Below are 26,853 nucleotides of genomic sequence, written 5' to 3' on the forward strand. Positions count from 1 at the left end.
GGCGACGCTGTCGGCGACCAGCACAGCGCACCCGGCCGCCGCCGCGGCGGGACACGCCGACGGGGTGGCCCCTTCGAGTGGATCTCGGCCCGGTCCCGCACCCCCGCCGCGGTTGCGCACCCCACTATGCAACTAGTTGCAATGCCGGGGCGTCCGGCCCTACCGTTGGGTAACAACCCGCGACGGAGGCCCCGGAATGAGTGCGTACCCCCACCTGCTGAGCCCGCTCGACCTGGGCTTCACCACCCTTCCCAACCGCGTGATCATGGGCTCCATGCACGTCGGCCTCGAAGAGGCCCCCGACGGCTTCGAGCGGATGGCCGCCTTCTACGCCGAGCGCGCCCGCGGCGGCGTCGGCCTCATCGTCACCGGCGGCATCGCCCCCAACGAGGCCGGCCGGCCCTGGGACGGCGGAGCCAAGCTCACCACCGAGGACGAAGCCGCCGAACACCGGCGGATCACCGACGCGGTGCACGCCGAAGGCGGCAGGATCGCCATGCAGATCCTGCACTTCGGCCGGTACGCCTACCACCCCGGCCTGGTCGCCCCCAGCCCCCTCCAGGCGCCGATCAGCCCCTTCCCGCCGAACGAGCTCACCGACGAGCAGGTCGAGCAGACCGTCGAGGACTTCGCCCGCTGCGCCGCACTCGCCAAGCTCGCCGGCTACGACGGCGTCGAGATCATGGGCTCCGAGGGCTACCTCATCAACGAGTTCATCGCCGCCCCCACCAACCACCGCACCGACCGCTGGGGCGGCTCCTACCAGAACCGGATGCGCTTCCCGATCGAGATCGTCCGCCGCGTCCGCGAGCGCGTCGGCCCCGACTTCATCCTGATCTACCGGCTCTCCATGCTCGACCTCGTCCCCGGCGGCTCCACCCTCGCCGAGGTCGTCGAACTCGCCAAGGAGATCGAGGCCGCCGGCGCCACCATCATCAACACCGGCATCGGCTGGCACGAGGCCCGCATCCCCACCATCGCCACCTCCGTGCCGCGCGGCGCCTTCGCCCGCTTCACCAAGAAGGTGATGGGCGCCGTCACCGTCCCCCTCGTCACCAGCAACCGGATCAACACCCCCGAGATCGCCGAACAGCTCCTCGCCGAAGGCAACGCCGACCTCGTCTCGCTCGCCCGTCCGATGCTCGCCGACCCCGCCTTCGTCAACAAGGCCGCCGCCGGCACCCCCGACGCCATCAACACCTGCATCGGCTGCAACCAGGCCTGCCTCGACCACACCTTCAGCCTCAAGATCACCTCCTGCCTGGTCAACCCGCGCGCCTGCCACGAGACCGAACTCGTCCTCGGCCCCACCCAGCTGCGCAAGCGCGTCGCCGTCGTCGGCGCCGGCCCCGCCGGCCTCGCCTGCGCCGTCACCGCCGCCGAACGCGGCCACGCCGTCACCCTCTTCGACGCCGCCGACCGCATCGGCGGCCAGCTCAACATCGCCCGCCTCGTCCCCGGCAAGGAGGAGTTCGACGAGACCCTCCGCTACTACCGCCACCAGCTCGCCGCGCACGGCGTCGAACTGCGCCTCGGCACCGAGGTGGATGCCGACCAGCTCGCCGACGGCGGCTGGGACGAGATCGTCATCGCCACCGGCGTCACCCCGCGCACCCCCGAGATCCCCGGCATCGACCACCCCAAGGTCCTCGGCTACCTCGACGTCCTGCGCGACGGCGCGGCGGTCGGCGAGCGCGTCGCGATCCTCGGCGCCGGCGGCATCGGCTTCGACGTCGCCGAATACCTCACCGACTCCGGCGAACAGGCCAGCCGCAACCCCGGCGTCTTCTTCCGGCAGTGGGGCGTCGACGCCGACCACACCGGCCCCGGCGGCCTCGCCGCGCCCGTCCGGTCCACCGCCCCCCGCCAGGTCCACCTCCTCCAGCGCAAGACCAGCAAGGTCGGCGCCGGCCTCGGCAAGACCACCGGCTGGATCCACCGCACCGAACTCAAGCACCGCGGCGTCACCATGGTCGCCGGCGCCACCTACGACCTCATCGACGACGCCGGCCTGCACCTCACCGTCGACGGCGAGAAGCAGCTCCTCCCCGTCGACACCGTCGTCCTGTGCACCGGCCAGGAACCCCGCCGCGACCTCCACACCGCCCTCGTCGACCGCGGCCTGACCCCCCACCTCATCGGCGGCGCCGACCTCGCCGCCGAACTCGACGCCAAGCGCGCCATCGACCAGGGCACCCGCCTGGCCGCCACCCTCTGACCCCCGCACCGCGAACGCCGACGGCGGGCGTGGCCGCGCACCCCGCGCACCCGCGCCCGCCGTCGGCGTTCCGTTGCCGCCGTCCCCGGTGCGGGGTGCGGGGTGCGGGGTGCGGGGTGTGGGGGCGCGGGGTGCCAGGCGCTAGTGCGGCGGCGCAGCGCGCAGCAGCGCCAGTACGGCCGCCGTCCGCGGGCCGGGCGGCAGCAACTCCTCCACGAACGCGCACATGTCGCCGGCCATCAGCCCGGCGTTCGGCAACGCGAGGAAGGCCGCGGCCAACGCCTCCGGCGGGTCGTCGCGCACCGCGAGACCGTGCAACAGGTCCTTCACCACCGGCTCCACCGGATCGTCCGGATCCGTGAGCGGGGACGCCAGCAACTCGTCCCACAACGCCACCGTCTCCGCCGCCCCCGGCCCGCTCTCCAGCAACCGCACCACCGCCCGCGCCAACAACACCCCCGACTCGTCCGCCTCCGCCCCGCCGCCGGCCGGGGCCGCGCCTCCGGCGCTTTGCGTGCCGTCCTCGCCCGGCTGGGTGGCTGCCGGCGTTGCGCGGTGCGGGTCGTCGGCTGCGCCGGAGTCGTGGGCCGCGTCGGCGCGGGCCGGTTTGGCGGCCGGGAGGTCGTCGTCGGGGGCCTGCGTCGCGGCGTCGAGTGCGGTCCAGGCGTCGGCGAAGCGGCCGAGGCGGCAGTAGGTGACGGCCAGGAGGCAGAGCCACCAGGTGTCGTCGGGGGCGCTGTCGAGGGCGGCGGTGTAGTCCGCGAGGGCGTCGTCCAGGCGGCCGGCGGCGCTGTGGGCCTGGCCGCGGGAGCCGAGGACCCAGTCGTCGTCCGGGTCGGTGGCGAGGACCGCCGTGAAGTCGGCGACGGCGTCGTCGAGCCGCCCGGCCAGGCGGAGGGCTTCGCCGCGGCGGGCCCGGGACCAGCTGTCGTCCGGGTCGATGGTGAGCGCCGCGGTGTAGTCGGCGACCGCCGCGTCGAACCGTCCGGCGATCCGGTGGACCTCGCCGCGTGCGCCGAACGCCCACCCGTACTCCGGGTCGAGTTCCACGGCCGCGGTGAAGTCGGTGACCGCCGCGTCGAGTCGCAGCGCCTGCCGGTGGGTCTGCCCGCGGGAGCCGAGCGCCCACGCGTCCTCGGGGTCGAGTTCCAGGGCCGCGTCGAGGTCGGCCATGGCCTCCTCCAGGCGTTCCGCCTGCCGGTGGGTCTCGCCGCGCCGGGCGAGGGCCCACGCGTACGCGGGGTTGATGACCAGTGCGGCGGTGAAGTCGGCGATCGCCTCGTCGAGCCGCCAGCAGATGCGGTGGACCTCGCCGCGCCAGGTGAAAGCCCACGCGTACTCGGGGTCGAGTTCGATCGCGGCGGTGAAGTCGGTGACGGCCTCGGCGAGGCGGCCGGCCTGGCGGTGGGTCTGGCCGCGGGAGCCGAGGGCCCACGCGTCCTCGGGGTCGAGGGTGACGGCCGCGGTGAGGTCGGCCATGGCCTCCTCCAGCCGGCCGGCCTGCCGGTGGGTCTCGCCGCGCCGGGCGAGGGCCCAGCCGTAGCCGGGGTCGAGCCGGAGTGCCACGCCGAGGTCGTCGGCGGCCTGGGTGAGCCGCTCCGCCTGCCGGTGGGTCTCGCCGCGCCAGGCCCAGGCCCAGGCGTACTGCGGGTCGAGTTCGACGGAGGTGGTGAAGTCCTCGATCGCCTCGTCGAGGCGGCCGGCCTGCCGGTGGGTTTGGCCGCGGGCGCCGAAGACCCAGGCCTGTTCGGCGTCGATGGCGATCGACGCGGTGAGGTCGGTCATCGCCTCGTCGAGGCGGCCGGCCTGCCGGTGGGCCTCGCCGCGCCAGCCGAGGGCCCAGGCGTACTCGGGTTCCAGGACGAGGGCGGCGGTGAAGTCCTCGACGGCCTGTTCGAAGCGGCCGGCCCGGCGGTGGGTCTCGCCGCGTTCGGCGAGGTACCAGGCGTCGTCGGGGTCGAGCAGGTGGGCGGCGGTCAGGTCGGCGACGGCTTCGTCGAGCCGGCCGGCCTGCCGGTGGGCCTCGCCGCGGCGGGTGAGGACCCACGCGTCGTCGGGCCGCAGTTCCAGGGAGGCGGTGAGGTCGGCGACGGCCTGCGCGTCCCGGTTGTGCCAGCCGTGCAGCCGGCCGCGGAACGCCAGCGCCTGCGCCAGGGGCTCGCCGCCGATCGAGACGGCCCGGTCCAGGTCCACCAGGGCCTCGTCGTCCCGGTCGGCGAGGAAGTACGCGTAGCCGCGGTGGCACAGGGCCCAGCCGCGCACCCGGGCGGGCAGCCCGGGTTCGGCGAGGGCGGACAGGGTCTCCACGTGCGGCCCGTCGGGGGAGCGGAGCGCGTGCAGCCGGGCCGCCCAGCGGGTCAGTTCCTCGTCGCCGCAGTCGATCGCGGCCTGCACCAGCATGTCGCCCCAGGCGGCGAGCGCCGCGGGTGCCTCGCCCGCCCGCCGCGCGGTCTGCTCCAGGGCGTCGGCCAGCTGCGCGGACGGGTCGGCGCAGAGCAGGTGGTAGGTCTCCTCGGTGAGCAGCCGCTGCCAGCCGGGGTCGGTCCGCCGGGCGGTCACGGACAGCCGCCGTTCCAGTTCGGCGCGCGCGTCGGCGTGGCCGGCGGCGAGCCGCCAGTGGGCGGCCCGCCACTCCAGCGGGGAGCGCGACCGGCAGTACCGCAGCATGCTGGCCCGGACCGCCGCGTGGTACTGGCGGTACTCGCCGTGCCCGGTGACGAACGGCTGGTCGAGCAGCCAGTCCCAGGTGCCGGCGGGTGCGCCGGGCACCGCCCGGGCGAACACGTCCCGGTTGAGCTGCGGCGGCAGCGACGCGGCGAGCACGGTCTCCCGCCGGGCCGGGTCACGGACCCACAGCAGGAACCGCTCCACCGCCTGGTCGACCAGGTCCGCGCCGGCGTCGGTGACCTCGTCGGTGGCCTGCGGGCGGGTCTGGGCCAGCAGCGCGACCAGCAGCGGCAGGCGCATCGACATCCGCAGGACGGCGTCGACCACGTTCACGTCCACCACGCCGCGGGCGGCGAGCAGCTCCCGCGCCTCCTGCTCGGTGAAGACCTCCAGCGGGACGTCCACCACGGCCGGGCGCAGCGGCCCCCAGTCCCGCTCGGCGAGCTCGTCGCGGCCGGCCAGCACGAACTGCACCTCCAGCGGCAGGTCCCCGAACTCGCCGGAGAGCACGTCCCGCAGCCAGGCGTCCAGGTGCCGCCCCGTCACCTCCCAGGTGTCGAAGAAGAGCACCACCCACGGGCGCCGCCCGCCGTTTTCCCGCCCGCACAGGCGGCCGAGCTCGGCGACGAACGCCCGGCACAGCGCGGCCTCCTCGTCGCCGCCCGCCGATCGCCGCTGCCGCACCCCCGCGACCAGCCGGTCCGCCGCCTGCGCGACCGTCTCCGGGTTCGCCATCGCCGCGACGACGCCGCCGCCGGGCACCGCCGAGGCCACCCCGCCGATCACCGCGGTGGTCACCAGCCGCGCGGGCAGCGACGCGCCCTCGCCGCCCTGCTCGGTCGTCCGGTCGGCCTGCAGGGCACGCCGGTACTGTTCGAGGGCCCGGTCGAACTCGCGCAGCGGACCGGCCTGCTCCGCCAACTGCCGGGCCAGCACGCCGAGCGCGCTCTCCAGGCCGTGGACGTCCCCCTCGTCGACCAGGGCGGTCACCGCGCCGGCCCGGCGCGCGGCCTCCCGCCACTGCGCCACCAGCGTGGACTTGCCGACGCCGCCCATGCCCCGGACGTGGAAGAGGAAGTCCGCCGGGCTCGGTCCGGCCTCCGGATCGGGGTCGCGCGCGAGGTTCTCCGCGAACAGCGCCAACTGCGCCCGCCGCCCCACGAACTGCGCCCCGGCCCGGCGCCGCAGCGCCTCCGCCCGCGACATCCGCCCGCGCCGACCTGCCACGGCCCACCCCCTCCGTCCCCGGCAGTCTTCCCGCAACCCCCGCCCCGCACCCCCGCACCCCTGCCGTCGCACCCCTGCCGTCGCACCCCCCGCCGTCGCGCCTCCGGGCGCCGACATGCGCGGAGGCCCGCGCGGGCGGACCATGAACCCGACGAGCGGAGCCGACCATGACCCAGGAAGCCCCCGAGCAGGCCACCGGCGATCTGGTGGTGCTGCGCGGGGTCGACAAGCACTTCGGTGATCTCCACGTCCTGCGGGAGATCGACCTCACCGTCGCGCGCGGGGAGGTGGTGGTGGTCATCGGCCCCTCGGGCGGCGGCAAGTCGACGCTGTGCCGGGCGATCAACCGGCTGGAGACCGTCGACTCCGGCGAGATCGTGATCGACGGGAAGCCGCTGCCGGCCGAGGGCCGCGAGCTCGCGGCGCTGCGCGCGGACGTTGGGATGGTCTTCCAGTCCTTCAACCTGTTCGCGCACAAGACCGTGCTGCAGAACGTCACCCTGGGCCAGATCAAGGTGCGCCGTACGGACCGGAAGACCGCCGAGGAGCGGGCGCGCGGCCTGCTCCAGCGGGTGGGGGTCGAGGCCCAGGCGGACAAGTACCCCGCGCAGCTCTCCGGCGGCCAGCAGCAGCGGGTGGCGATCGCCCGGGCGCTGGCCATGGATCCGAAGATCATGCTCTTCGACGAGCCGACCTCCGCCCTCGACCCCGAGATGATCAACGAGGTGCTGGAGGTCATGCGGCAGCTCGCCCGGTCGGGGATGACCATGGTCGTCGTGACCCACGAGATGGGCTTCGCCCGTTCGGCCGCGAACCGGGTGGTGTTCATGGCCGACGGCCGGATCGTGGAGGAGTCGACGCCCGATCAGTTCTTCAGCAGTCCGAGCAGCGATCGGGCCAAGGACTTCCTCTCGAAGATCCTCCACCACTGACCAGCACCGGGAATGATGACCATGAAGCTTCGCAAGGCGACCGTCGCCTCTGCCGCCGCCCTCGTCCTCGCCCTGACCGCCGCCGGCTGCGGCTCCGACGGCGGCGGCAGCAGCGGCGCGAGCGGATCGGCGAGCGCGGGCGGCAAGACGATCACCGTCGGGATCAAGTTCGACCAGCCCGGCATCGGGCTGAAGACCCCGGACGGCAAGTACACCGGCCTCGACGTCGACGTGGCCACCTACGTGGCCCAGCAGCTCGGCTACGCCCCGGGCGACATCCAGTGGAAGGAGGCCAAGAGCGCCGACCGCGAGACCCTGCTCCAGCGCGGCGACGTCGACTTCATCGCCGCCTCCTACTCGATCACCCCCGCGCGCTCCGAGAAGGTCGACTTCGCCGGGCCGTACCTGCTGGCGCACCAGGACGTCCTGATCCGCGCGGACGACAACTCGATCACCACCCCGACCGACCTGAACTCCAAGAAGCTCTGCTCGGTCACCGGCTCGACGTCCGCGCAGAACGTCAAGACGAAGATCGCGCCCAATGCCCAGCTGCAGGAGTACGGCGGCTACTCGGAGTGCCTGACCGGCCTGGAGAACAAGGTCATCGACGCGCTGACCACGGACAACACGATCCTCGCCGGCTACGCCTCGCAGGCCCAGTTCAAGGACAAGTTCAAGCTGGGCGGCTTCAAGATGAGCAACGAGAACTACGGCATCGGCGTGCAGAAGGGCAGCGAGCTCAAGGCGAAGATCAACACGGCGCTGGAGAAGATGATCGCGGACGGCTCCTGGGCCGCCGCCGTCCAGAAGAACCTCGGCCCGGCCGGCTACCAGCCCGACTCGACGCCGCAGATCGGCGTGATCGTCAGCTGACGCCGCCCGCCCACGGCGCGGAGGTGCCACCGTGTTCGACTTCCTCGAGGGCTACGACCTGCTGGGAGCCTTCTGGGTCACCATCCAGTTGACCTTCTGGTCGGCCATCGGCTCGCTGATCTGGGGGACGCTGCTGGCCGCCATGCGGGTCAGCCCGGTGCCGCTGATGCGCGGCTTCGGGACCGTCTACGTCAACATCGTCCGGAACATCCCGCTCACGGTGATCATCGTCTTCACCTCGCTCGGCCTGTTCCAGACGCTCGGCGTCACCCTGGGCGCCGACTCCTTCAAGACGATCAACTTCCGGCTCGCCGTGCTCGGCATGATCGCCTACACCGCGGCCTTCGTCTGCGAGGCCCTGCGGTCCGGGATCAACACCGTGCCGCTGGGCCAGGTGGAGGCGGCGCGGGCGATCGGCCTGCGGTTCCCCCAGGTGCTACTGCTGATCGTCCTCCCGCAGGCCTTCCGCGCGGTGGTGGGCCCGCTCGCGAACGTGCTGATCGCCCTCACCAAGAACACCACGGTGGCCTCCGCGATCGGTGTCTTCGAGGCGGCCGCGCTGATGAAGACGATGATCGAGAACGAGGCCCAGGTCATTCTGATCTCCGCCGTCTTCGCCTTCGGCTTCATCTGCCTCACCCTCCCGGTCGGCCTGCTGCTCGGCTGGGTGAGCAAGAAGGTGTCGGTGAAGCGATGACCCGGCCCACCGTCCTGTACGACGCGCCCGGCCCGCGGGCCAGGCGGCACAACCTCCTGCTGACCGTCCTGTTCCTGATCGCGCTGGCCGGCGTGCTCTGGTGGGTGTTCGCCAGCCTCGCCGACAAGAACCAGCTCGCCTGGGACAAGTGGGAGCCCTTCTTCACCACCTCCGGGGCGTGGACCACCTTCCTGCTGCCCGGCCTGAAGAACACCGTGATCGCCGCCGCGCTGGCGATGGTGCTCGCCACGCCGCTCGGCGCGCTGTTCGGCATCGCCCGGCTCTCCGACCACGGGTGGGTCCGGGCCGCGGCCGGGACGGTGGTGGAGTTCTTCCGCGCCATCCCGGTACTGATCCTGATGCTCTTCGCGAACGCGGCCTACGCCAAGTTCACCGACGTCAGCCCGGACAGCCGGCCGCTCTACGCCGTGGTCACCGGGCTGGTGCTCTACAACGGCTCGGTCCTCGCGGAGATCGTCCGGGCCGGCATCCTGGCGCTCCCGCGGGGGCAGACCGACGCGGCCAAGGCGATCGGCCTGCGCAAGAACCAGGTCATGCGGTACGTACTGCTGCCCCAGTCGGTCAACGCCATGATGCCCGCGATCGTCAGCCAGCTGGTCGTGATCGTCAAGGACACCGCGCTCGGCGGCGCCCTGCTCGGCTTCTCCGAGCTGCTCGCCTCGGTCCGGCCGATGAGCGCGAACTACGGCGCCAACACCATCGCCTGCTTCACCGTGGTCGCGGTGATCTTCGTGCTGCTCAACCTCGCGCTGACCACCTTCGCCGGCCGGCTCGAACGCCGGCTGCGCAGCGGCAAGCGGTCCACCGGCGCGGTGGTCACCGCCGGCGCGGTCGAGGAGCTGTCCACGCCGGGCGAGCACGTCTCCCGCGACGACCTGGACGGACCGGGTCCGCAGGCCGGGCACTGAAGGCCCGGCCCCGGGCCCGGCCCGCTCACCGGCCGAGCAGCCAGTGCGAGCCGACCGTCCAGCCGAGGAAGCGGCGGGCGCCGGTGCCGTCCGGGTCGAAGCGGTGGCCGGCCGCGGCCAGCCGCAGGCCCTCGACGGCCGGGGTGAGGCGCGCCGGGTGCTCGCCGACGATCACGGCGAGGACGGCCTCCCGCTCCCGCGGCGAGCAGAGCGAGAGGTGGAAGACCAGCTGCCGCCAGGCGAACGCGGCGTTCTTCACCGTGGCCAGCGGCCACGGCTGCCGCTCGGCCAGCGCGACGAGCCGCCGCACCGTGCCGTACGCGCCGAGCGCCGCCGCCTCCCAGCCGCCGGCCGGCACGACGCCGACCGGCCCGGCGAGCACCGCCAGGTTGTGCGTGGTGAGGATCTGCGCCTGCTCGATCACCGTGCCGTTGGCCGCCACCGAGCGGGACGTGCCCGGGGTTCCCGCCCGCTGCCGGCACAGCGTGGAGAACTCCCGCGCCACGACCGACTTCTCCCGGTCGCTCCCGGCCCGCTCGGCCAGCGCCCGCACCTCGGCGTAGTCGATGCCGTAGTACCGCTCGTACACCGTCCCCTCCAGCAGGCCGGCGGCGATCCGGGCGGCGGCCGGGAACTTCGGGGTGAAACCGCCCATGAAGATGTCGGCGGCCAGCTCCTCCGTGAACGGCAGCGGCTCCCCGGCCCGCCGGGCCAGCCCGGCGAGCTCGCTCACCAGCGGGTTCGGCGGGACGGTGCCGGGAAAGGTGCCGAGCGTCAGCTCGCCGAGCCGGCGCAGCGCGGCCAGACCGGTCCGCCGCGCGGCCGGGTCGCCGCTGCGGTGGGGGCGGACGGCCCGCACCCACGGCAGCTCCTCCGCGCGCACCTGGTGCGCGTAGTCGAGCAGCAGCAGCGAACGCCGGGCGGCGAACGCGCGGTGGCCCGCGGCCACCAGCCCGCGCAGCGCCGGGTCGGGGTGCGCGGCGGCCTCCGCCGCCGCGGCCAGCTGCGGGGCGAGCTCCGCCAGCACCTCGGCGGAGGGCACCAGGCCGCGGCCGATCAGCGTCTCGACCGGTGCGCTGGTGGCGGCCAGCACCGGCCGGTGCAGGGCCGCCGGCACCGCGGAACCGGCCGGGATCCCGCTCTCCGCCGCCTCCGCGGCGCTCACCGGGGCGAGCACCGCGTCCGGGTCGGCGAGGCCGTCCTCCTGGCCGAGCGTCGCGAGCCGGCCCAGCAGCACCTGGGCCAGCGCGTGGTGGGAGGGCAGCGCGGCCTGGGCCGCCTGCCCGGCGCGCAGCGCGGAGTGCCGCGCCGAACCGGGCAGGCCGCGGCGGCGCACCATCGCGTCCACGGAGGCGACCAGCAGCCCTCGCAGCTTCGGGTCGAGCGGCTCGCCGGCGACCGTGGCCTCCAGCGCCGCGCGCAGGATGCCGAGGTTCTCACCCGGCTTGCGGTGCTTGCCGCACAGCCGGTGCGCGGCGGCCAGCGTCCGGTAGCGGAGCAGCAGGGCGGCGCCGCGCCGGTGCCAGTCCGGCCCGGGGTCGACGGCGAGGGCGCGGCCCCCGTCCGCGGTCTCCAGCCAGTGCGCCAGCAGCTCGTCGGAGTACGGCAGCCAGACCGTCAGCGCCTCGCGCTGCGTCTCCACCGCGAGGTTCGGCCCGCGGGTCGCGAGCGTCGCGACGACATCGCCGACGGTGCGGCGGTGCACCGCGTCGGGCCGCGCCGCCGGGCCGCCGCCGGGCGGCGGGGTGAACCGCAGCCGGCCGGCGAACGGCGCCAGCTCCGCGACCAGCTCCAGCGCCGCGGACTGCTCGCCGGCCCGGACCAGCCACGCCACCGTCAGCAGCGCGGCCTCCTCGGGCACCGTGACCCGGTAGCGGCCGCTGTCCAGCAGGGCCCACAGCCCGGCGAGCCCGGCCTCGGTCAGCGCGTGGGCGAACAGCTCGGCCCGCCCCTCGGGAACCCCCGCCGCCCGGCACGCCTCGCGCTCGTACGGCTCCAACGGCCCCTCGGCGCAGGCCCGCCCGGTCGCGAAGCCGCCGCGCACCACCTCCGGCGTCACCCAGGCGGGCAGGCCGGCCACCGGCGTCCGGGAGCCGATCCGCAGGGTGCCGCCGGCGATGCCGGCCAGCACCTCGCGCCAGCGGCCCGCCTTCGCGTCCGCGCGGGAGCGGGTCGCCGGGTCGGGGTGCGACAGAGCGGTGGTGAACGCGCGGGCGAGCTGCCGGTGCGCGTAGTCGGTGGAGACGGTGGTCGTCGGGTGCTGCTGCTCAGCGTTCTCGTCCATGGCCGGCATGGCGGGCCCTGCCCCCGCACCCTCCAGGTCCCAAGCCCGGTGCTCTGACTCGTTGAGCTACATGCCGTCGAGCGCCGAAACTACGGGGTGGTGCGGGGGCCGGGCAACGGAAAATACGGAGGCTCGGCGAGATGGCGGCCGCGCGCTGATCCGACAGGCTGTCAGAGCGGTAACGGGACGCCTGACACCTTGCCGGTTTGTCGGGGCGCGTCCAAGGGCTGAGACTCTGTCCACCGGCGGCGTGATCTTGCGGGCCGGGTCTGCTCGAAGCATGGACCTGAGGTGAGAATGACCACGATGCCCGTGGGCCAGTCGGATGTCCGCTGGCCGCAGCCCAAGCGCGTGCGCCTGTTGGCGCTGGTCGCGCTGATCTTCTTCAGCGTCTCGGGAGGCGCCTACGGCATCGAGGAGCTGTTCTCCACGTCCGGACCGGGCATGGCGGTGCTGCTGATCATCGTCACCCCGCTGATCTACAGCGTGCCGCACGCCCTGGTCTGCGCCGAGCTCGGCACCGCGATACCGGTCGAGGGCGGCTACTACCACTGGGTCAAGCGCGGCCTGGGGCGCTTCTGGGCGTTCCAGCAGGGCGTGCTCAGCTGGGTGTGCAGCTTCGTCGACATGGCGCTCTATCCGGTGCTGTTCACCAGTTACCTGCAGAGCCTGGTCGGGGCGGTGGCGCCCGGCGAGCACGTCCTGTTCACCGTCGGGCACCTGCGCTTCGACCTGAACTGGATGATCTGCGTCGGCGTGATCGTCGTCTTCACGCTGCTCAACCTGCTCGGCGCCGGCTGGGTCGGCGACTCGTCGGTGGCCTTCGCGCTGATCTGCCTCACCCCGATGCTGGTGCTCACCGCGATCGGCGGCTACCACCTGGTCGCCGACGGCATCAACCCGATCTCCTCGATGACCGCCTCGCAGGACCAGTCCACCTGGAACGCGTTCGGCGCCGGCCTGTTCATCGTGATGTGGAACTACTGCGGCTGGGACTCGGTCTCCAACGTGGCCGGCGAGATGGAGAACCCCCGCAAGCACCTGCCCAAGGCGCTGGCCGTCTCGGTGGTCCTGATCATGGTCGGCTACCTGCTCCCCTCGATCGCCTCGCTGGCGGTCGGCGCGGACGGCGAGACCGGCTGGCAGAGCTGGGAAGCGGGCTCCTTCTCGGAGATCGCCAAGCAGCTGGCCGGCCCCTGGCTGCAGATCTCGGTGACCATCGGCGGCATGTTCGCCGCGGTCGCCATGTTCTCCGCGCTGCTCGCCGCCAACTCGCGCCTCCCGCTGGCGCTCTCCCGCGACGGCTACCTGCCGGGCTGGCTCTCCAAGGAGTCCAAGCGGTACAAGGCGCCGATCGCCTCGATCGTCGGCTCCTCGGTGATCTACGCGATGTTCTGCCTGAGCAGCTTCACCGACCTGGTCGTCTTCGACGTCTTCCTCACCAACATCGGCATCCTGCTGGAGGTCGCCGCGCTGATCGCGCTGCGCATCAAGGCCCCGCAGATGGCCCGCCCGTACCGGATCCCCGGCGGCTGGTGGAGCCTGTCCGCGATCACGGCCAGCCTGCTGGCGGTCTGCGTCTGGGCGGCCTGGCAGCAGTACGCCGACGAGGGCACCAAGGCGGTCACCTACTCGCTCGCGGTGGTCGGCGGCTCGCTGCTGCTCTACCCGCTGCTCTCCCGCCGCAAGGCCGCCCGCGCCGCCGCCGAGGCCGACGCCGCCGGCTACGGGGTGTCAGGCGACACGCCGGAAACGGGACAGCTTGCAGGGTCCGCCCCCGCCGGTCGTACCGATAGCGTCGACGCATGATCGACAGCTTCGCCCTGCACGTACCCGACGTCGAGCTCGAACCCGAGCCGCTGGACCCGGACCAGATCGTCTCCGGGAACCCCGAGGTCACCGGAAAGGTGGTCTGGGAGTCCGAGGACGGCCGGCAGCTGCGCGGCGTCTGGCAGATCACCCCGGGCGTGGTGACCGACACCGAGGCCGACGAGCTGTTCGTCGTCCTCAGCGGCCGGGCCACCGTCCAGGTCGAGAACGGCCCGACCCTGGAGGTCGGGCCCGGCGACCTGGCCGTCCTGCGCGAGGGCGACCGGACCGTCTGGACGGTCCACGAGACCCTCCGCAAGGTGTACGCGATCAACCTCGGCCGATAGCGCCGGGCGATCGGACACGGCGGGTACAGCACGGCCGCCGGCCGGCAACCGACCCCGCCAAGCACTCTCGAGCAAGGAACCGAGACCATGGACCCCGTCCACTCCCTCCGGGACGTCAAGCCGACCCCGTTCTGGCTGGACGACCCCGGCCGGCCGGAGGCGCAGCCCGCCCTCGTCGGTGACGCGCAGTGCGAACTGCTCGTCGTCGGCGGCGGCTACAGCGGCCTGTGGACGGCGCTCATCGCCAAGGAGCGCGAGCCCGGGCTGGACGTGGTCCTGGTCGAGGGCAAGGAGATCGGCTGGGCCGCCTCCGGCCGCAACGGCGGCTTCTGCGCCGCCAGCCTCACCCACGGCCTCGGCAACGGCCTGGAGCGCTGGCCGAACGAGCTCGCCCAGCTGGAGCGGCTCGGCCTCGACAACCTCCAGGCCATCGAGGACGCGGTCACCAAGTACGGCATCGACTGCGACTGGGAGCGCACCGGCGAACTCGACGTCGCCACCGAGCCCCACCAGGTCGAATGGATCCGCGAACTCGCCGACCTCGCCGGACAGTACGGCACCGGCGGCGAGTTCCTGGACACCGACGGGATCCGCGCCCAGGTCAACTCCCCGACCTACCTCGCCGCCTTCTGGGACAAGGAGGGCGTCGCCATGGTCAATCCGGCCAAGCTCGCCTGGGGCCTCAAGCAGGCCTGCCTCGACGCCGGCGTCCGGATCTTCGAGCACACCCCCGCCACCGACCTCGCCGAGTCCGGCACCGGCATGGCCGTGAAGACCCCCTACGGCCGCGTCTTCGCCCGCAAAGTCGCGCTCGGCACCAACGTCTTCCCCTCGCTCGTCAAGCGCCTGCGCCCTTACACCGTCCCGGTCTACGACTACGCGCTGATGACCGAGCCGCTCAACGACGAGCAGCTCGCCGCGATCGGCTGGCAGGGCCGGCAGGGCATCGGCGACAGCGCCAACCAGTTCCACTACTACCGGATGTCCGCCGACAACCGGATCCTGTGGGGCGGCTACGACGCGATCTACAACTTCGGCGGCCACGTCCGCGCCGAGTACGACCAGCGCCCGGCCACCTACCGCACCCTCGCCCAGCACTTCTTCACCACCTTCCCGCAGCTGGAGGGCCTGCGCTTCACCCACGCGTGGGGCGGCGCCATCGACACCTGCACCCGGTTCTCGGCGTTCTTCGAGACCGCGTACAAGGGCAAGGTCGCCATCGCCGCCGGCTACACCGGCCTCGGAGTCGGCGCCACCCGCTTCGGCGCCGAAGTGATGCTCGACCTGCTCGCCGGCGAGCGGACCGAGCGCACCCAGCTGGAGATGGTCCGCAAGATGCCGCTGCCCTTCCCGCCCGAGCCGGTCCGCTGGGCCGGCATCGGGATCACCAAGTGGTCCCTCGACCGGGCCGACCGCAACGAGGGCCGACGCAACCTCTGGCTGCGCACCCTCGACCGCTTCGGCCTCGGCTTCGACAGCTGACCCTCCGTCCGCACCCGTCGGGGGCCCGGGACTCGTACGAGTCCCGGGCCCCCGACGGCTTTCCCCCGCGGTGCATACCTCCGGCCGGTCGGGGCAACCGACGCCCACCGAGTCCGACCGACGGAAGGGACAGCACAGGCATGGACCTCTGGGAGTACCGCGACACCGCCGGCCACCGCGCCGAGACCGACCTCGTCGGCTACCACGTCGAGGCGACCGACGGTCCGATCGGCCGGATCGACAAACTGTCCGACGCCATGGGCGCCCGCTACCTGGTCGTCGACACCGGCCCGTGGATCTTCGGCAAGCTCGTCCTGCTGCCCGCCTGCACGGTGGTCCGCATCGATCCCGACGAGCACAAGGTCCACGTCGACCGCTCCAAGGAGGACATCAAGAACGGCCCCGAACTCGGCGTCGCCGCCGAACCCAGCCGCGAGGACCGCGAGCGCCACGCCCTCTACTACACGCCCTTCTACGGCGGCCGCCAGATCTAGGCCGCCCGGCCGGATGCTCCTATGGAAATCAGTCCTCGACCTCGACCGCGGCGCGGATCTCCAGCGTCAGCGCGGCCAGGTCCGCGGTCCCGTTCTCGCCGGTGGCGTCCGTGACGATGCCGACCGTACTGCCGTCGGCCCAGGCGCAGGTGGTACGGGAGACGGACGGGTAGACCAGTACCGCGCAGAGCAGCTCGCCACCGAGTGGGCCGGCCGGGAAGGACCGCAGCTCGGTCACGGTGTCGCGCATCGGGTCGCCGCCGGCCATGCGGCCGAAGTACTTCCGCAACTCCCGCTGGGGCTCGGGGAAGCTGCCGGTCAGCCCGACCACGGTCAGGGCCTCCCCGGTGTGTCCGGTGGCCCCGTAGGTGGCAACCGCCAGCTCCCGGTACGGGCCCGGCGCCGTCGTCCGCCGCGCGAAGTCGGCCCGTACGGCCCGGCTGTTGCCGTCGTCCGGGAGCCGTGTCCGGTCGCCGACCCGGTCCGCCAGGACGATCCGGTGCCCCGGCGGGGTGCCCGCGCCCGTCACGGCGGCCACCACCAGGGCGGTGGCCAGGCCTGCGACCACCACGCCCGCCACCACGGGTCCGGGAGACACCCGGCGGTACCAGGGCAGTGGAGCCACGGGCTGGAGGGTGTTCGCCCAGATCGCCCGGAGGCCGGTCAGGTCTGCGGAGGGCTGGTCGGTCTCGGGCGTGGTGCCGGGCACGTCGTCTCGTTCCGTGGAGGCGGTGGAGGAAGCGGGACGGATACTACGTCAGTGCACGGAACGGTCGCCGGTGTCAGGCCACCCAGGTGGTTTTGAGGGCGGAGACGGCGAAGCCCGGGCCGAAGCCGAGGAGGAGGCCGTGGGCGCCGGGGGGTGGTGGGGCGGTGTGGGTGCGGGCGAGGACGTCGAGGACGCTGGCGCCGCCGAGGTTGCCGACCTCGTCGAGGGAGGACCAGGAGTGGGAGAGCTGCTCGTCGTCCAGGCCGAGGCGGTCGGCGAGGTCGGTGAGCAGGGCGGGGCCGCCGGTGTGGGCGACGACGAAGTCGAGTGGCCACGGGCCGGTGGCGGGGCCGCCGTCGGGGAGCGGGCGGGCCAGCCAGTCGCGCAGGGCGGGTGAGGCCTCGGCGACCGAGCGCGGCGCGGATCGCTCGGAGTCGAAGTGCACGCCGGCGGCGTCGGTCCGCTTGCGGTAGCGCAGCGCGCTGCCGGGCAGCAGGTACTCCCAGGTGTCGGCGACGGCGAGGCCCGGCCCGAGCGGGCGGTCGGAGACCAGCAGGGCGGCGCCGGAGTCGCCCCACAACGCCTTGTAGATCATCATTTCCAGGTCGGTGTCGCCGTGGTGGTAGGTGCTGGAGAGCGACTCGGCGACCACCACCAGCACGGTCGTGCCGGGGTGGGCGCGGACGTGGTCCACCGCCGTGATCAGGGCGTGCGCGCCGCCGGCGCAGCCGAGTTGGGTCATCGGGCGGCGGGCGACGTCCGGGCGCAGGCCGAGCTCCGCGACCAGGTGGACGTCCAGGCCGGGCACCGCGTCGCCGGTGGAGTGGCTGGTGACGACGCAGTCGACGTCGGCGGGGGAGAGGTGGTGGGCGGCCAGGGCGCGGCGGGCGGCGGCGGTGCCCATCCGGCAGACGTCCGCGAAGGCGGTGGCGTTGCGCTCGGTGGCGTCGCGGTCGGCGAGGACGGTCTCGAACGGCTGGGAGTACCGCCGCTGCGCGGGCATCCGGCCGAGCACCCGTCGGACGGAGGCGAGGCGGGGGTGGTCGGCGTGGCGTCGCTCCACGTCCTCCGCGATCCGCCGGCGCGGGACCACGTGGCCCGGCAGTTCGACGGCGGGCCTGCCGATGTACACGACCACGCGGGCACCTCGTCCCTTCACGGCGGGCAGACGATCTGCCGAGACGATCAGTCAATCTGCCACAGCCGCGGTCGAACCGTCATCGACCGCCCGCGGACCGATACACACTCCGCCACAACGGGACACGCGCACCGCACACGCGCGGTCAGGCGGCCGCGCGGGGCCAGGTGCGGTGGTGGGGGTCGATGACGTAGTGGTGGTCGTGGTGCCAGCCGCCGGCGGTGGCGGGGCGGGCGTCGGCGAGGTGCGGGTGGCCGGCGGGCAGGTCGGTGTGGACGTGGTCGAGCCGGTCGGGGTCGTGGGCGGGCCACAGGGCGGTGGCGGCGACGGTCGCGGTCAGGGCGAGGACGCCGAGGAGTGCGGCGGTCGCCGGCAGTCCGAGGGCGGCGGCGAGCAGTCCGGCGAGCGGGTAGGTGAGCAGCCAGCAGCCGTGCGAGAGGGAGAACTGGGCGGCGAAGGCGGCGGCGAGGTCGCCGTCGTCCGCGGAGCGGCGGACCACCCGTCCGCCCGGGGTGAGGACGGCGGAGCTCGCGGCGCCGATCAGGGCCCAGGCGGCGAGCAGCCCGGTCCAGGTCCAGGCGGTGGCGGCGGCGGTGGTGAGGGCCGCCGCGGCGGCGAGGACGGCGGGCAGGGCGAACCCGGCGGGGAGCATCACCGCCCGGTCGCCGTGCCGGTCGAGGACCCGGGGCAGCAGCAGCGCGGCGGCCATCGATCCGGCCCCGTACGCGCCGAGGGCGAGGGTGACGGCGGCCGGGCCGCGGTGGAAGTGGTCGCGGACGACGACCACGGTGTCGACGAAGACGAGCGCGCCGGCGGCGGCCACCGCCAGGTCGAGGGCGAGCAGCGCGCGCAGCCGGGGCGTCGCCCGGAAGAGCCGGGAGCCGGCCGCCGTGCGCGCGTACGGGGCGCGGCGGCCGGCGGCCGCGACCCGGGGAAGGACGGTGCCCGCGACCAGCAGCGCCGAGGCGAGGAAGCCGGCCGAGGTGCCGGCGAAGAGCGCGTGGTACGGGACGAGGGTGAGGGCGAGTGCGGCGAGCGCCGGGCTGAACAGGCTCTCCAGGTCGTAGGCGAGCCGGGAGAGCGAGAGGGCGGCGGTGTAGTCGCGTTCGGCGGGCAGCAGCCGGGGGATCGTCGCCTGGAAGGTCGGGGTGAAGGCGGCGGAGGCGGCCTGGAGGAGGAAGACGGCCAGGTAGACCTGCCAGATCCGGTCGACGAACGGCAGGGTGAGCGCGACGCCGGCGCGGACCAGGTCCAGTCCGGCGAGCAGGGCGCGGCGAGGCAGCCGGTCCGCGAACGCGCCGGCCAGTGGGGCGACGGTCACGTACGCGACCATCTTGATCGCCAGGGCGGTGCCCAGCACGGTCGACGCGTCGCGGCCGGCGAGGTCGTACGCGAGCAGGCCGAGGGCGACGGTGGCCAGACCGGTGCCGGCGAGGGCCACCACCTGGGCGGTGAACAGGCGGCGGTACGCCCGGACGCGCAGAACGGAGAGCACCCGGCCATCGTAGCCATCATGTGCGTACCTGTGCACATGTTGGTGCCGGCCCGGACGGGCGGACGGGCGTACCGGCGGCGCCGGCGCGCGTGCCCGCGGGCTCAGTCGTGGGGCGGCAGCGCGCCGATCTGGTGGTCGGCGACGCTCAGCGCCTCGGCGACCAGCCGGCGCAGGTGGCCGTGGCGGAGCGAGTAGACGACCCGGCGGCCGTCGCGGCGGGTGGCGACCAGCCCGGCCAGGCGCAGCTTCGCGAGGTGCTGGCTGACCGACGGCCGGGCGGCGCCGGTCGCGTCGGTGAGGGTGGAGACGTCGGCCTCCCCGGCCGCGAGGCGCTCCAGCAGCGCGAGCCGGGTCCGGTCGGCGAGCAGGGCCAGCACGCCGGCCGCGACCTCCAGCCGCTCGGCGCCCGACGGGTGCGCCGTCGGGTGCTGGTGCGCATCGTGCGCGGCTGCGAGGTCGGTGCGCTTGCTCATCCGCTCATGGTAGGCCGCCGCCAGGGGCGGGAGCGCCCCGCCGGGTGCCCGGCGGGGGCAGGGGCGGATCAGGCCAGCGACCCCGTGAGCGGGTCACGGGCCGTCAGGCAGTACGTGCCGCCCGCCGGGTCGCGCATCACGATCCAGTGGCTGTGCTCGGCGACGAACTCCGCGCCCAGCCGCTCGTGCGCGGCCCGGGTCGCCCGACGGTCGGCGCACGCGAGGTCCAGGTGCGCCCCGGTCGGACGCGCCGCGTCGAGCCGGTGCAGCAGCAACCGGACCGGCAGCCCCGCCGGGCCCCGAACCACCGTGAACTCCGGCCGGGAGCCGGTCAGCACCTCCCAGCCGGTCAGGGCCGACCAGAACTCCACCTCCGCGGGGTACGCATCGGCCGGCAGGTCGATCGCGACCTGGTCCAGGCGTGAGCCGTCCGCCGGCTCCGGACGCCGGGACTCGCCCTGGAACGGCACCGCGCAGAAGAGCATCCCGCCCGGCGAGCGGAGCACCGCCCACTCGCCGTGCTCCGCCACCACGTCCGCCCCCGCCTTCACCGCCAGGCCGACCGTCTCCCGGACGTCGGCCACCGCCAGGTCCAGGTGCACCCCGCCCGGCCCGGCCGCCACCCCCTGCAGCTTCACCCACGGATCCCCGTCGGCCGGCAGCAGTGTCGCGAACTCCCCGCCGTCCCCGCGCCACGGGGACACCCCGGTCGCCCCGGTCACCGAGGCCCAGAACTCCGCGGCCCGCCCGACCACCTCGGACGGCCGGTCCACGAACGCGTACACCCACCGGATCACGGCCGGCTCCTCCCACTCGACTGCCGCCACCCTGCTGCCCGGACCCGTCCGGTGGCAATCCGAATACGCGGCGGCCGTCGACGGGCCGGGCGGGCCGGGCGGGGTTGGCGGGCCGGGCAGTCCTGGCGGGCCTGGCGGGCCGGGCGGGCCGGGAAGGGTTGGCGGGGCGTCAGACGCGGGACAGGGTGATCGTCTCGTTGAAGACCACCCAGCGCTGGCCCGGGTCGGAGGCGTCGCAGGGCTTCACCGACACGTCCGGCTTGCCCCAGGTGTTGGCGAGGCAGTAGGACGGGGCCAGGGTGAGGACGATCTGCTCGCCGTTGAGGGTCCAGTACTGGCCCGGGTCGTTGGGGTTGCACGGCTTCACCGAGGTCTCCGGCTTGCCCCAGGTGTTCGCCAGGCAGTAGGCGCGGGCGTCGGTGAGCGAGATCTGCTGGCCGCCGATCGTCCAGTGCTGGCCGGCGTCCTTGGCGTCGCACGGCTTGCTGGAGATGGCCGGGGTCTGCCAGGCGTTGGCGAGGCAGTAGAGGCCCGGGGTGCGGGCGGCGGAACGGGCGGTGTCGGCGGCCCCCGCGGGCCCGGCCGGCAGGAGCGAGGCGGTCAGCGCCAGGGCGGAGAGGGCGAGCGTCCTGCGGAGGGCGATGGCCACGGGTGTCCCAATCTCTCAGAAGATCGCATGGTTCGTCGGGCGGTCGCCGACCCGGTGTCAGGTCGTGTACGCCGCAGGGAGATTGGTAGCACCGATCGCAGGCGAACCAGCAATCCGCGGAGGGCCGCCCGGATGAACGGCTCCTCGTCAGTGCGTACTGGCGAACGCCGCCCGCGCGGCCCGGCGGTGGGTGTGGCGGATCAGTGACGCGACCAGGTTCGCCAGGGCGAGGGCGTCGGCCGGATCGTCCGCCGCGCGCTGCAGCCGGCGGACCGGGCCGACCTGGTCGAGGGTCACGCCGGCCGCCGCCAGCACGTACTCCAGCGCGAGGAACGCGGCCCGGCCGTTGCCGTCCGCGAACGGATGGAAGAAGCACACGTCCAGGTAGGCCCGCGCGGCGCGAGCGGCCACCGGCAGGCCCGGATCGGCGGCCTGGGAGAGGCAGGCGTCGAAGCGCACCCGGGTGTCCGGGGCGATGCCGTACCGCTCCCGGCCCGCCTTGGCGAAGGCCGCGGTCGTCCGGAAAGCGGGGGCGTCCGCCGTGGCCAGGACGTGCCGCTGCCACGACGCCAGCCGGTCGAAGGTCAGCGGCACACCGGCCGAGGCGTCGGACCGGGCCCGCGCGAGGGCCGCGAGCAGCCCGTCGGCGCGGTCGGCGCCGTGCGCCCGGTCGAAGGTCCGGATGTCGTGCACCGCGCCGTCCCGCACCGGCAGGTGCACGGCCGCCGCCGGCGCGGCCGCCGGCGTCTCGTGCCAGCGCGCGGCCTCCCGGACGCCGAGCCAGCTGCGCAGGTGGTCCTCGGTCACCACGCCGACCCGCCGTCCGACCGGGCGGCCAGCTGCTCGGCGACCTCGGCGACCAGCTCCCGGGAGGGCTGCGCCCAGCTGTGGAAGCGTCCGTCGATCGCCTCGGCGACCATGAGGTCCGCCGCGTCCGGCGCGACACCCCAGCGGGTCAGGAACCAGCCGAGCACCTGCCGGCAGTGCCCGTACCAGGCGTCCCCGGCGCCCGTACGGTCGACCACCAGGTTCACCAGCTGCACGGTGGCGCGCTCCCAGGCGAGCGAACGCTGCCCGGCGGACCCGGAGTCGAGCTGATGGCGCTCGAAGCATTCGGCGAGCTCCTCGAGCCAGGACCGCCACTCGCACAGCGCGGCGGCGACGCGGGCCAGGGTGTCGTCCGGGGTGGTGATCGAGTCGCGGGGGCAGCACCAGGCGCCCACCGGTCCGCCACCGAGGTCGCCCTCGTCGCGGGCCCACCGCCACCCGAGGCTCCACGGCCCGTACCGCTCGACCAGGGCGCGGGTCATCGCCTCGGTCCACTCCCGCCCCTCGGCGTACGACCACGCGATCACCGCCCGGTCGGCGGCCCCGCCCGCCGGGCGGACCGGCACGGACCGGGCCGGCCCGAGCCCGGCGACCGCCACCGGCGCGGCCGCGGCGTCGAACGGGTGCCGTGCGGGATCGACGTCGGCCCAGCCGAGGACGTGCGGTGCGAGGTCGTAGGACACCCGGAGACTCAACAGGCCCGCGCGGGTGGGCCGCAAGGCAATTTCGCCATCCGGAATCCAGTGTCCGGGCGGCAGCCCGAGCGGTGGGACGGCCGCTTCGACGGCTTTGCCACCGGACTCCTGACGCACACTCGGGAATAGCCGACCGCCAGGGTGCACGCCGTCGTCGAGGGCCGGCTCGCCGCGCTGCTGCCGGGCGCGGGGTAAGCGGGGGTGGTCGTCGCTTGCGTTCCGGCCGGGGCGGGGGCACCATCGGCCGATGGTCGAGTTTCCGAAGGACGCCACCCGGCACTCCGCCCCGCCGGCCGGACCCGTCGTGCCGGTCGGCCGTCGCGCCCGGGCCGCGGCGGAGGCCGCCGAGGTCGAGCGGGCCCTGGCCGAGCTCGAACCGCTGTGGACCACGGAGCGCGACCACTGGCAGCTGGTGGAGGCCGGCAGCGGCCACCTGCCCCGCCGCCGGGAGGAGCCGCAGACCGTCCTGATGGTCTGTCACGAGGAGGTGGCCCGGCGGCTCACCGCCGCGATGCTCGCGGCCGGTGTGGAGGTCGTCCCGGAGCAGGCCTGAGCCCGGCGCCGGGGGAGTGGGGTCAGGCGGGCTGCCAGAGTTCGATCCGGCGGCCCTCCGGGTCGGTGACCCAGCCGAAGCGGCCGACGCCCGCCATGTCCTGGGTCTCCCCGGCCACGTCCGCGCCCCTGGCCCGCAGCTGGGCGAGCATCGCGTCCAGGTCGCGGACCCGGAAGTTGAGCATGGTCTGCTGGGCGGGCGCGCCGAAGTGGCCGGTGTCCGCCTCGAAGGCCGCGAAGACGGTCGGGCCGGCCTCCTGGCCCCAGAGGCCGTGTTCGTCGAGGTCCAGCCCCAGACAGTCGCGGTACCACGCGGTCAGGGCCGCGGGGTCGGCCGCCCGCACGAAGTACCCGCCGATTCCCAGCACACGTTCCATGCGGCCATCCTGCCAGTCGGCCGACGGCGGGTGCGTCACCCGGGCCGCCCGGCCCGGGTGACGGGGGGTCAGAGCGGGATGACGGCCCCGCGCTCGTTGGCGGCGATCGCCTCGCGGAGGCCGTTGACGAAGAAGTTCCAGTAGCGCGCGGTGGTGGCGTCGGCGGCGCCGTCCTTGGCCTTGCCGTAGCTGCGGCGGCGGCCGGTGATGCTGGAGAAGTCGCCGAACATCGCGCTGCGCATGCTGGTGGTCATCTCCAGCTGGACGCCGCCGCGGGTGTAGGTGCGGTTGCAGATGTTGTCCGGCTCGTTGCCGTTGACGTCCTCGTCGACGCCCGCGGTTCCGATGTTCAGGGCGACGTCGGCCTCGGTGAGGCCGACGGCGTTCCGGTACTGCACCAGCGTGTCGTGGACGCGTTGCATGAACACCGTGTCCGCCCCGCCGATCAGGACCTGCTTGGCCGGGCCCTTGCTCGGCGGCAGGTCGCTGCGGCCGTGGAGGGAGACGGCGTAGGCGCTGCCGCCGACGATCGCGAGGGCGGCCGGGTCGTCGCAGTGGGTGGAGGTGATGTGCAGGGCGTCGTGGAAGCCGGTGCGGAGGGCCTCGAACATCCAGTAGTCGTACTGCGGCGTGCCCGCGACGGCCGTCGCGTCCTCCGGCCGGTAGCCGGCGACGGCCAGGCAGAGCTCGCTGGTGCCCGGCTCGATGCAGCCGCCGTGCGGCGCGATCACGGCGGTGGCCGGGAAGGTGCTGAGGGCGCCCGGCTGGGCGACCCCGCCGCTCCGGTGGTAGCGGCGGGCCCAGTGGTCGCCCTCGGTGTACAGGGTGTTGCGGTACAGGCCGGTGTTGGTGCAGAAGGCGTCGGTGCCGGCGCAGGCCGGGGTGGGAACGCCGGCGGCGGCCGCGGTGGTGCCGCGCCCGCCGAGATCGCCGGCGAACGGCACGGTGGCCGCCGCGGCGGCGAACGCGGTCAGCACGGTACGGCGTGAGGGTATGTTCATGATCGACATTCTCGCCCCGTCCGGACGCCCCGCCGGCCGTTCAGCCGCCCGCGAACACCGTGCCCGCCGCGAAGGCGGTGACGGCCCGGTGGAAGTCGTCCGGGGCCGAGAGGTTGGGGAAGTGGTCGGCGTCGGGGAGGTCGATCCGCCGGGCGTCGGGGAGGCCGCGGGTGAGGCGGTCGGCGCAGCGGTGGGTGAAGGCGGTGTCGTGGCCGCCGATCAGGACCAGGGCGGGCGCGGTGATCCGGTCGAGGTGTTCGATGCCGGGCTCGGCGGCGGGCAGGGGCTCGACGTCCCAGCCGGTGAGGAAGCCGAGCGAGTCGGCGTACAGCCGTTCCAGCAGGGCGCGGTGGGCGGGTGCGGCGCGCGGTGCCCAGACGTCGAGGTCGTGGCGGACGGCGGCGTCGGTGTCGCCGCGTTCGACGGCGGCGGTGCGCGGCGCGAGGGCGGCGCGCAGGGCGTCGAACGCGGCCTGCTCCCCGGTGTCGGGGTCGGGGAGCAGGAGGGCGCACCCGGCCAGGACCAGTCCGGCGACCCGGTCGGGGTGGGCGAGGGCGAAGTCGAGGGCCTTGCGGCCGCCGTCCGAGGACCCGACCAGGACCGGGCATTCGACGTCCAGTGCGTCCAGGACGGTGAGCAGGTCGTCCGTGTGCGACCAGGGCTGCTTCGGGGCGGGCCCGTCGTGCTGGACCCCATGCTGTTCCCCCCGCAGATCGAGCCATCATGTGACGTGTGAAATGACCATATGCCATGTTCGGCCCGGTGGGGGTGGGGATGGCAACGCAGCGTGCGCGGGCGTGACATGATCCTCGTATGGCTTCCAATGTGTTTTTCGACATCACCATCAACGACGAGCCGGCCGGTCGGATCGTCTTCAAGCTCTACGACGACGTGGTCCCGAAGACCGCGCGCAACTTCCGCGAGCTGGCCACCGGCGAGCACGGCTTCGGCTACAAGGGCTCCGGCTTCCACCGGGTCATCCCCGAGTTCATGCTGCAGGGCGGTGACTTCACCCGCGGCGACGGCACCGGCGGCAAGAGCATCTACGGCGAGAAGTTCGAGGACGAGAACTTCCAGCTGAAGCACACCCGCGCGGGCCTGCTGTCGATGGCCAACGCCGGCCGCAACACCAACGGCTCGCAGTTCTTCATCACCACCATCGTGACCAACTGGCTCGACGGCAAGCACGTCGTCTTCGGCGAGGTCGTCGAGGGCATGGACGTCGTCAAGACCATCGAGGGCCTTGGCTCGCAGAGCGGCCGCACCTCGGCGAAGATCGTCATCGCCGACTCCGGCGTCGTCGCCGAGTGACGCCCTGACATCCTCCTGGATGTGACGGCCGGGCCGCCCAGCGGCCCGGCCGCACCTGTTCCTGGGGACGGCGCGCCGTGCCCGGCGCGGGATCCCCGGCGGTCGGCCGGCGCTGCGGCATGCTGGCAGCACCGCCGCCGGCCACGGAGCAGGCGGGACCATCCGGAGCCCGAGGAGCCCGCCGCATGGAGCAGGACCGCCCCCGCCCGTCCTCCACCCCCGAGAACCTGCGGGTCCTGGTGATCAGCGGCTCGGCCCGGGAGGGCTCGCTCAACGCCCGGCTCGCCGCGCTCGCCGCCGACGCCGTCCGGGAGCGGGGCAGCACCGCCGACCTCGCCGACGTCCGCGAACTCGAGGTCCCCGGCTACGACGGCGACCGCGAGCACCGGGACGGACTGCCGGCCGGCGCGCTGCGCCTGAAGGAGCGGCTGGAGACCACCGACGCGCTGGTGATCGCCTCGCCCGAGTACAACGCCTCGGTGCCCGGCGTGCTGAAGAACCTGATCGACTGGACCTCGCGGATCCGCCCGCAGCCCTTCCACAACCGGCACACCCTGCTGCTCTCCGCCTCGCCCTCGATGTCCGGCGGCAACCGCGGCCTGTGGGCGCTCCGGGTGCCGCTGGAACACCTCGGCGCGCACGTCTACCCCGACATGTTCTCGCTCGCCCAGGCCCACCAGGCCTTCACCGCCGGGGGACGGCTCGCCGACGCCACGCTCGCCGCCCGCTTCACCGACAACCTCGTCAACTTCCTCAACCTGGTCGAGGCCGCCAAGCACTACCCGTGCGTCAAGAAGGCCTGGGTCGAGTACCTCGGCGAGCGGCCCGACCCGGCCTTCGACCGCACCGAGGAGACGGTGGAGGCCTGA

At 74.1% G+C, this 26,853-nt stretch carries 25 protein-coding genes and 1 tRNA gene; 12 read left to right on the forward strand and 14 right to left on the reverse strand.

Going from position 1 to position 26,853, the window contains the following annotated elements; translation table 11 throughout:
• Window positions 1-196 precede the first annotated feature (196 nt).
• The gene (locus tag ABEB06_RS37935) at window positions 197-2,218 is read left to right on the forward strand and encodes an oxidoreductase (RefSeq protein WP_345701504.1); all 2,022 of its coding nucleotides are present in this window, start codon (window positions 197-199) and stop codon (window positions 2,216-2,218) included.
• A gap of 141 nt (window positions 2,219-2,359) precedes the next feature.
• On the opposite strand, the gene ABEB06_RS37940 is transcribed toward ABEB06_RS37935, so the two are convergent.
• Window positions 2,360-6,112 carry a tetratricopeptide repeat protein gene (locus ABEB06_RS37940; protein ID WP_345701505.1) on the reverse strand — a complete coding sequence of 1,251 codons (3,753 nt, stop codon included), beginning with the start codon at window positions 6,110-6,112 and terminating at the stop codon, window positions 2,360-2,362.
• Between the two features lie 167 nt (window positions 6,113-6,279).
• On the opposite strand from ABEB06_RS37940, the gene ABEB06_RS37945 reads away from it, so the two are divergent.
• Genes ABEB06_RS37945 through ABEB06_RS37960 form a run of 4 tightly spaced genes read left to right on the forward strand, consistent with a single transcriptional unit; the run spans window position 6,280 to window position 9,543 of the window.
• Entirely contained in the window at window positions 6,280-7,044 is a 765-nt protein-coding gene (locus tag ABEB06_RS37945) for an amino acid ABC transporter ATP-binding protein (protein WP_345701506.1), read from the forward strand.
• A 21-nt stretch (window positions 7,045-7,065) separates the two neighbouring features.
• Window positions 7,066-7,917 (forward strand): glutamate ABC transporter substrate-binding protein, encoded by an 852-nt coding sequence (locus ABEB06_RS37950; protein WP_345701507.1) that lies wholly within the window; start codon window positions 7,066-7,068, stop codon window positions 7,915-7,917.
• A 31-nt stretch (window positions 7,918-7,948) separates the two neighbouring features.
• Window positions 7,949-8,614, forward strand: coding sequence for an amino acid ABC transporter permease (locus ABEB06_RS37955; protein ID WP_345701508.1), 666 nt, complete (start codon window positions 7,949-7,951; stop codon window positions 8,612-8,614).
• The gene (locus ABEB06_RS37960; RefSeq protein WP_345701509.1) at window positions 8,611-9,543 is read left to right on the forward strand and encodes an amino acid ABC transporter permease; all 933 of its coding nucleotides are present in this window, start codon (window positions 8,611-8,613) and stop codon (window positions 9,541-9,543) included. Before ABEB06_RS37955 ends, ABEB06_RS37960 begins: the two co-directional genes overlap by 4 nt.
• A gap of 25 nt (window positions 9,544-9,568) precedes the next feature.
• On the opposite strand, the gene ABEB06_RS37965 is transcribed toward ABEB06_RS37960, so the two are convergent.
• A complete protein-coding gene (locus tag ABEB06_RS37965) occupies window positions 9,569-11,827 on the reverse strand; it encodes a hypothetical protein (protein ID WP_345701510.1) in 2,259 nt (752 codons plus the stop codon).
• A tRNA-Pro gene (locus ABEB06_RS37970) sits at window positions 11,827-11,903 on the reverse strand. The genes ABEB06_RS37965 and ABEB06_RS37970 overlap by 1 nt, the downstream gene beginning before the upstream one ends.
• A gap of 221 nt (window positions 11,904-12,124) precedes the next feature.
• On the opposite strand from ABEB06_RS37970, the gene ABEB06_RS37975 reads away from it, so the two are divergent.
• From ABEB06_RS37975 to ABEB06_RS37990, 4 genes are all read left to right on the forward strand, one after another.
• Window positions 12,125-13,636, forward strand: coding sequence for an APC family permease (locus tag ABEB06_RS37975; protein WP_345701511.1), 1,512 nt, complete (start codon window positions 12,125-12,127; stop codon window positions 13,634-13,636).
• Entirely contained in the window at window positions 13,633-13,983 is a 351-nt protein-coding gene (locus tag ABEB06_RS37980) for a cupin domain-containing protein (RefSeq protein WP_345701512.1), read from the forward strand. The genes ABEB06_RS37975 and ABEB06_RS37980 overlap by 4 nt, the downstream gene beginning before the upstream one ends.
• Before the next feature lie 87 nt (window positions 13,984-14,070).
• Entirely contained in the window at window positions 14,071-15,465 is a 1,395-nt protein-coding gene (locus ABEB06_RS37985) for an NAD(P)/FAD-dependent oxidoreductase (RefSeq protein WP_345701513.1), read from the forward strand.
• A 140-nt stretch (window positions 15,466-15,605) separates the two neighbouring features.
• Window positions 15,606-15,959 (forward strand): PRC-barrel domain containing protein, encoded by a 354-nt coding sequence (locus tag ABEB06_RS37990; RefSeq protein WP_345701514.1) that lies wholly within the window; start codon window positions 15,606-15,608, stop codon window positions 15,957-15,959.
• Between the two features lie 28 nt (window positions 15,960-15,987).
• Here the strand turns inward: ABEB06_RS37990 and ABEB06_RS37995 are convergent, their stop codons facing one another.
• The 8 genes from ABEB06_RS37995 to ABEB06_RS38030 all read right to left on the reverse strand — a co-directional run bounded on the left by ABEB06_RS37995 (window position 15,988) and on the right by ABEB06_RS38030 (window position 22,731).
• A complete protein-coding gene (locus ABEB06_RS37995; protein WP_345701515.1) occupies window positions 15,988-16,668 on the reverse strand; it encodes a hypothetical protein in 681 nt (226 codons plus the stop codon).
• 73 nt (window positions 16,669-16,741) lie between these two features.
• Entirely contained in the window at window positions 16,742-17,806 is a 1,065-nt protein-coding gene (locus ABEB06_RS38000; protein WP_345701516.1) for a 3-oxoacyl-[acyl-carrier-protein] synthase III C-terminal domain-containing protein, read from the reverse strand.
• Between the two features lie 145 nt (window positions 17,807-17,951).
• Window positions 17,952-19,301 (reverse strand): MFS transporter, encoded by a 1,350-nt coding sequence (locus ABEB06_RS38005; protein ID WP_345701517.1) that lies wholly within the window; start codon window positions 19,299-19,301, stop codon window positions 17,952-17,954.
• A 101-nt stretch (window positions 19,302-19,402) separates the two neighbouring features.
• Window positions 19,403-19,774 (reverse strand): ArsR/SmtB family transcription factor, encoded by a 372-nt coding sequence (locus tag ABEB06_RS38010; protein ID WP_345701518.1) that lies wholly within the window; start codon window positions 19,772-19,774, stop codon window positions 19,403-19,405.
• Window positions 19,775-19,842: 68 nt separating this feature from the next.
• A complete protein-coding gene (locus ABEB06_RS38015) occupies window positions 19,843-20,571 on the reverse strand; it encodes a VOC family protein (protein ID WP_345701519.1) in 729 nt (242 codons plus the stop codon).
• Window positions 20,572-20,740: 169 nt separating this feature from the next.
• On the reverse strand, window positions 20,741-21,220 hold the full coding sequence (locus tag ABEB06_RS38020) for a ricin-type beta-trefoil lectin domain protein (RefSeq protein ID WP_345701520.1): 480 nt from the start codon (window positions 21,218-21,220) through the stop codon (window positions 20,741-20,743).
• Window positions 21,221-21,367: 147 nt separating this feature from the next.
• Window positions 21,368-22,027, reverse strand: coding sequence for a Fic family protein (locus tag ABEB06_RS38025; RefSeq protein WP_345701521.1), 660 nt, complete (start codon window positions 22,025-22,027; stop codon window positions 21,368-21,370).
• A complete protein-coding gene (locus ABEB06_RS38030; protein WP_345701522.1) occupies window positions 22,024-22,731 on the reverse strand; it encodes a hypothetical protein in 708 nt (235 codons plus the stop codon). The genes ABEB06_RS38025 and ABEB06_RS38030 overlap by 4 nt, the downstream gene beginning before the upstream one ends.
• Before the next feature lie 259 nt (window positions 22,732-22,990).
• On the opposite strand from ABEB06_RS38030, the gene ABEB06_RS38035 reads away from it, so the two are divergent.
• Entirely contained in the window at window positions 22,991-23,296 is a 306-nt protein-coding gene (locus ABEB06_RS38035; RefSeq protein ID WP_345701523.1) for a hypothetical protein, read from the forward strand.
• Window positions 23,297-23,318: 22 nt separating this feature from the next.
• Here ABEB06_RS38035 and ABEB06_RS38040 read toward each other — a convergent pair whose 3' ends face one another.
• The 3 genes from ABEB06_RS38040 to ABEB06_RS39465 all read right to left on the reverse strand — a co-directional run bounded on the left by ABEB06_RS38040 (window position 23,319) and on the right by ABEB06_RS39465 (window position 25,385).
• Window positions 23,319-23,672, reverse strand: a complete 354-nt coding sequence (locus ABEB06_RS38040; protein WP_345701524.1) for a VOC family protein — start codon at window positions 23,670-23,672, stop codon at window positions 23,319-23,321.
• 68 nt (window positions 23,673-23,740) lie between these two features.
• Entirely contained in the window at window positions 23,741-24,673 is a 933-nt protein-coding gene (locus ABEB06_RS38045; protein WP_345701525.1) for a poly-gamma-glutamate hydrolase family protein, read from the reverse strand.
• Between the two features lie 40 nt (window positions 24,674-24,713).
• On the reverse strand, window positions 24,714-25,385 hold the full coding sequence (locus ABEB06_RS39465) for an alpha/beta fold hydrolase (RefSeq protein ID WP_425559834.1): 672 nt from the start codon (window positions 25,383-25,385) through the stop codon (window positions 24,714-24,716).
• Between the two features lie 101 nt (window positions 25,386-25,486).
• On the opposite strand from ABEB06_RS39465, the gene ABEB06_RS38055 reads away from it, so the two are divergent.
• Together ABEB06_RS38055 and ABEB06_RS38060 are read left to right on the forward strand one after the other, a co-directional pair.
• Complete coding sequence (locus ABEB06_RS38055) at window positions 25,487-25,984, forward strand: peptidylprolyl isomerase (RefSeq protein ID WP_345701527.1); 498 nt, start codon at window positions 25,487-25,489, stop codon at window positions 25,982-25,984.
• Window positions 25,985-26,169: 185 nt separating this feature from the next.
• A complete protein-coding gene (locus ABEB06_RS38060; RefSeq protein ID WP_345701528.1) occupies window positions 26,170-26,853 on the forward strand; it encodes an NADPH-dependent FMN reductase in 684 nt (227 codons plus the stop codon).

The organism is Kitasatospora terrestris (assembly GCF_039542905.1).
Taxonomy (GTDB): Bacteria; Actinomycetota; Actinomycetes; order Streptomycetales; family Streptomycetaceae; genus Kitasatospora; species Kitasatospora terrestris.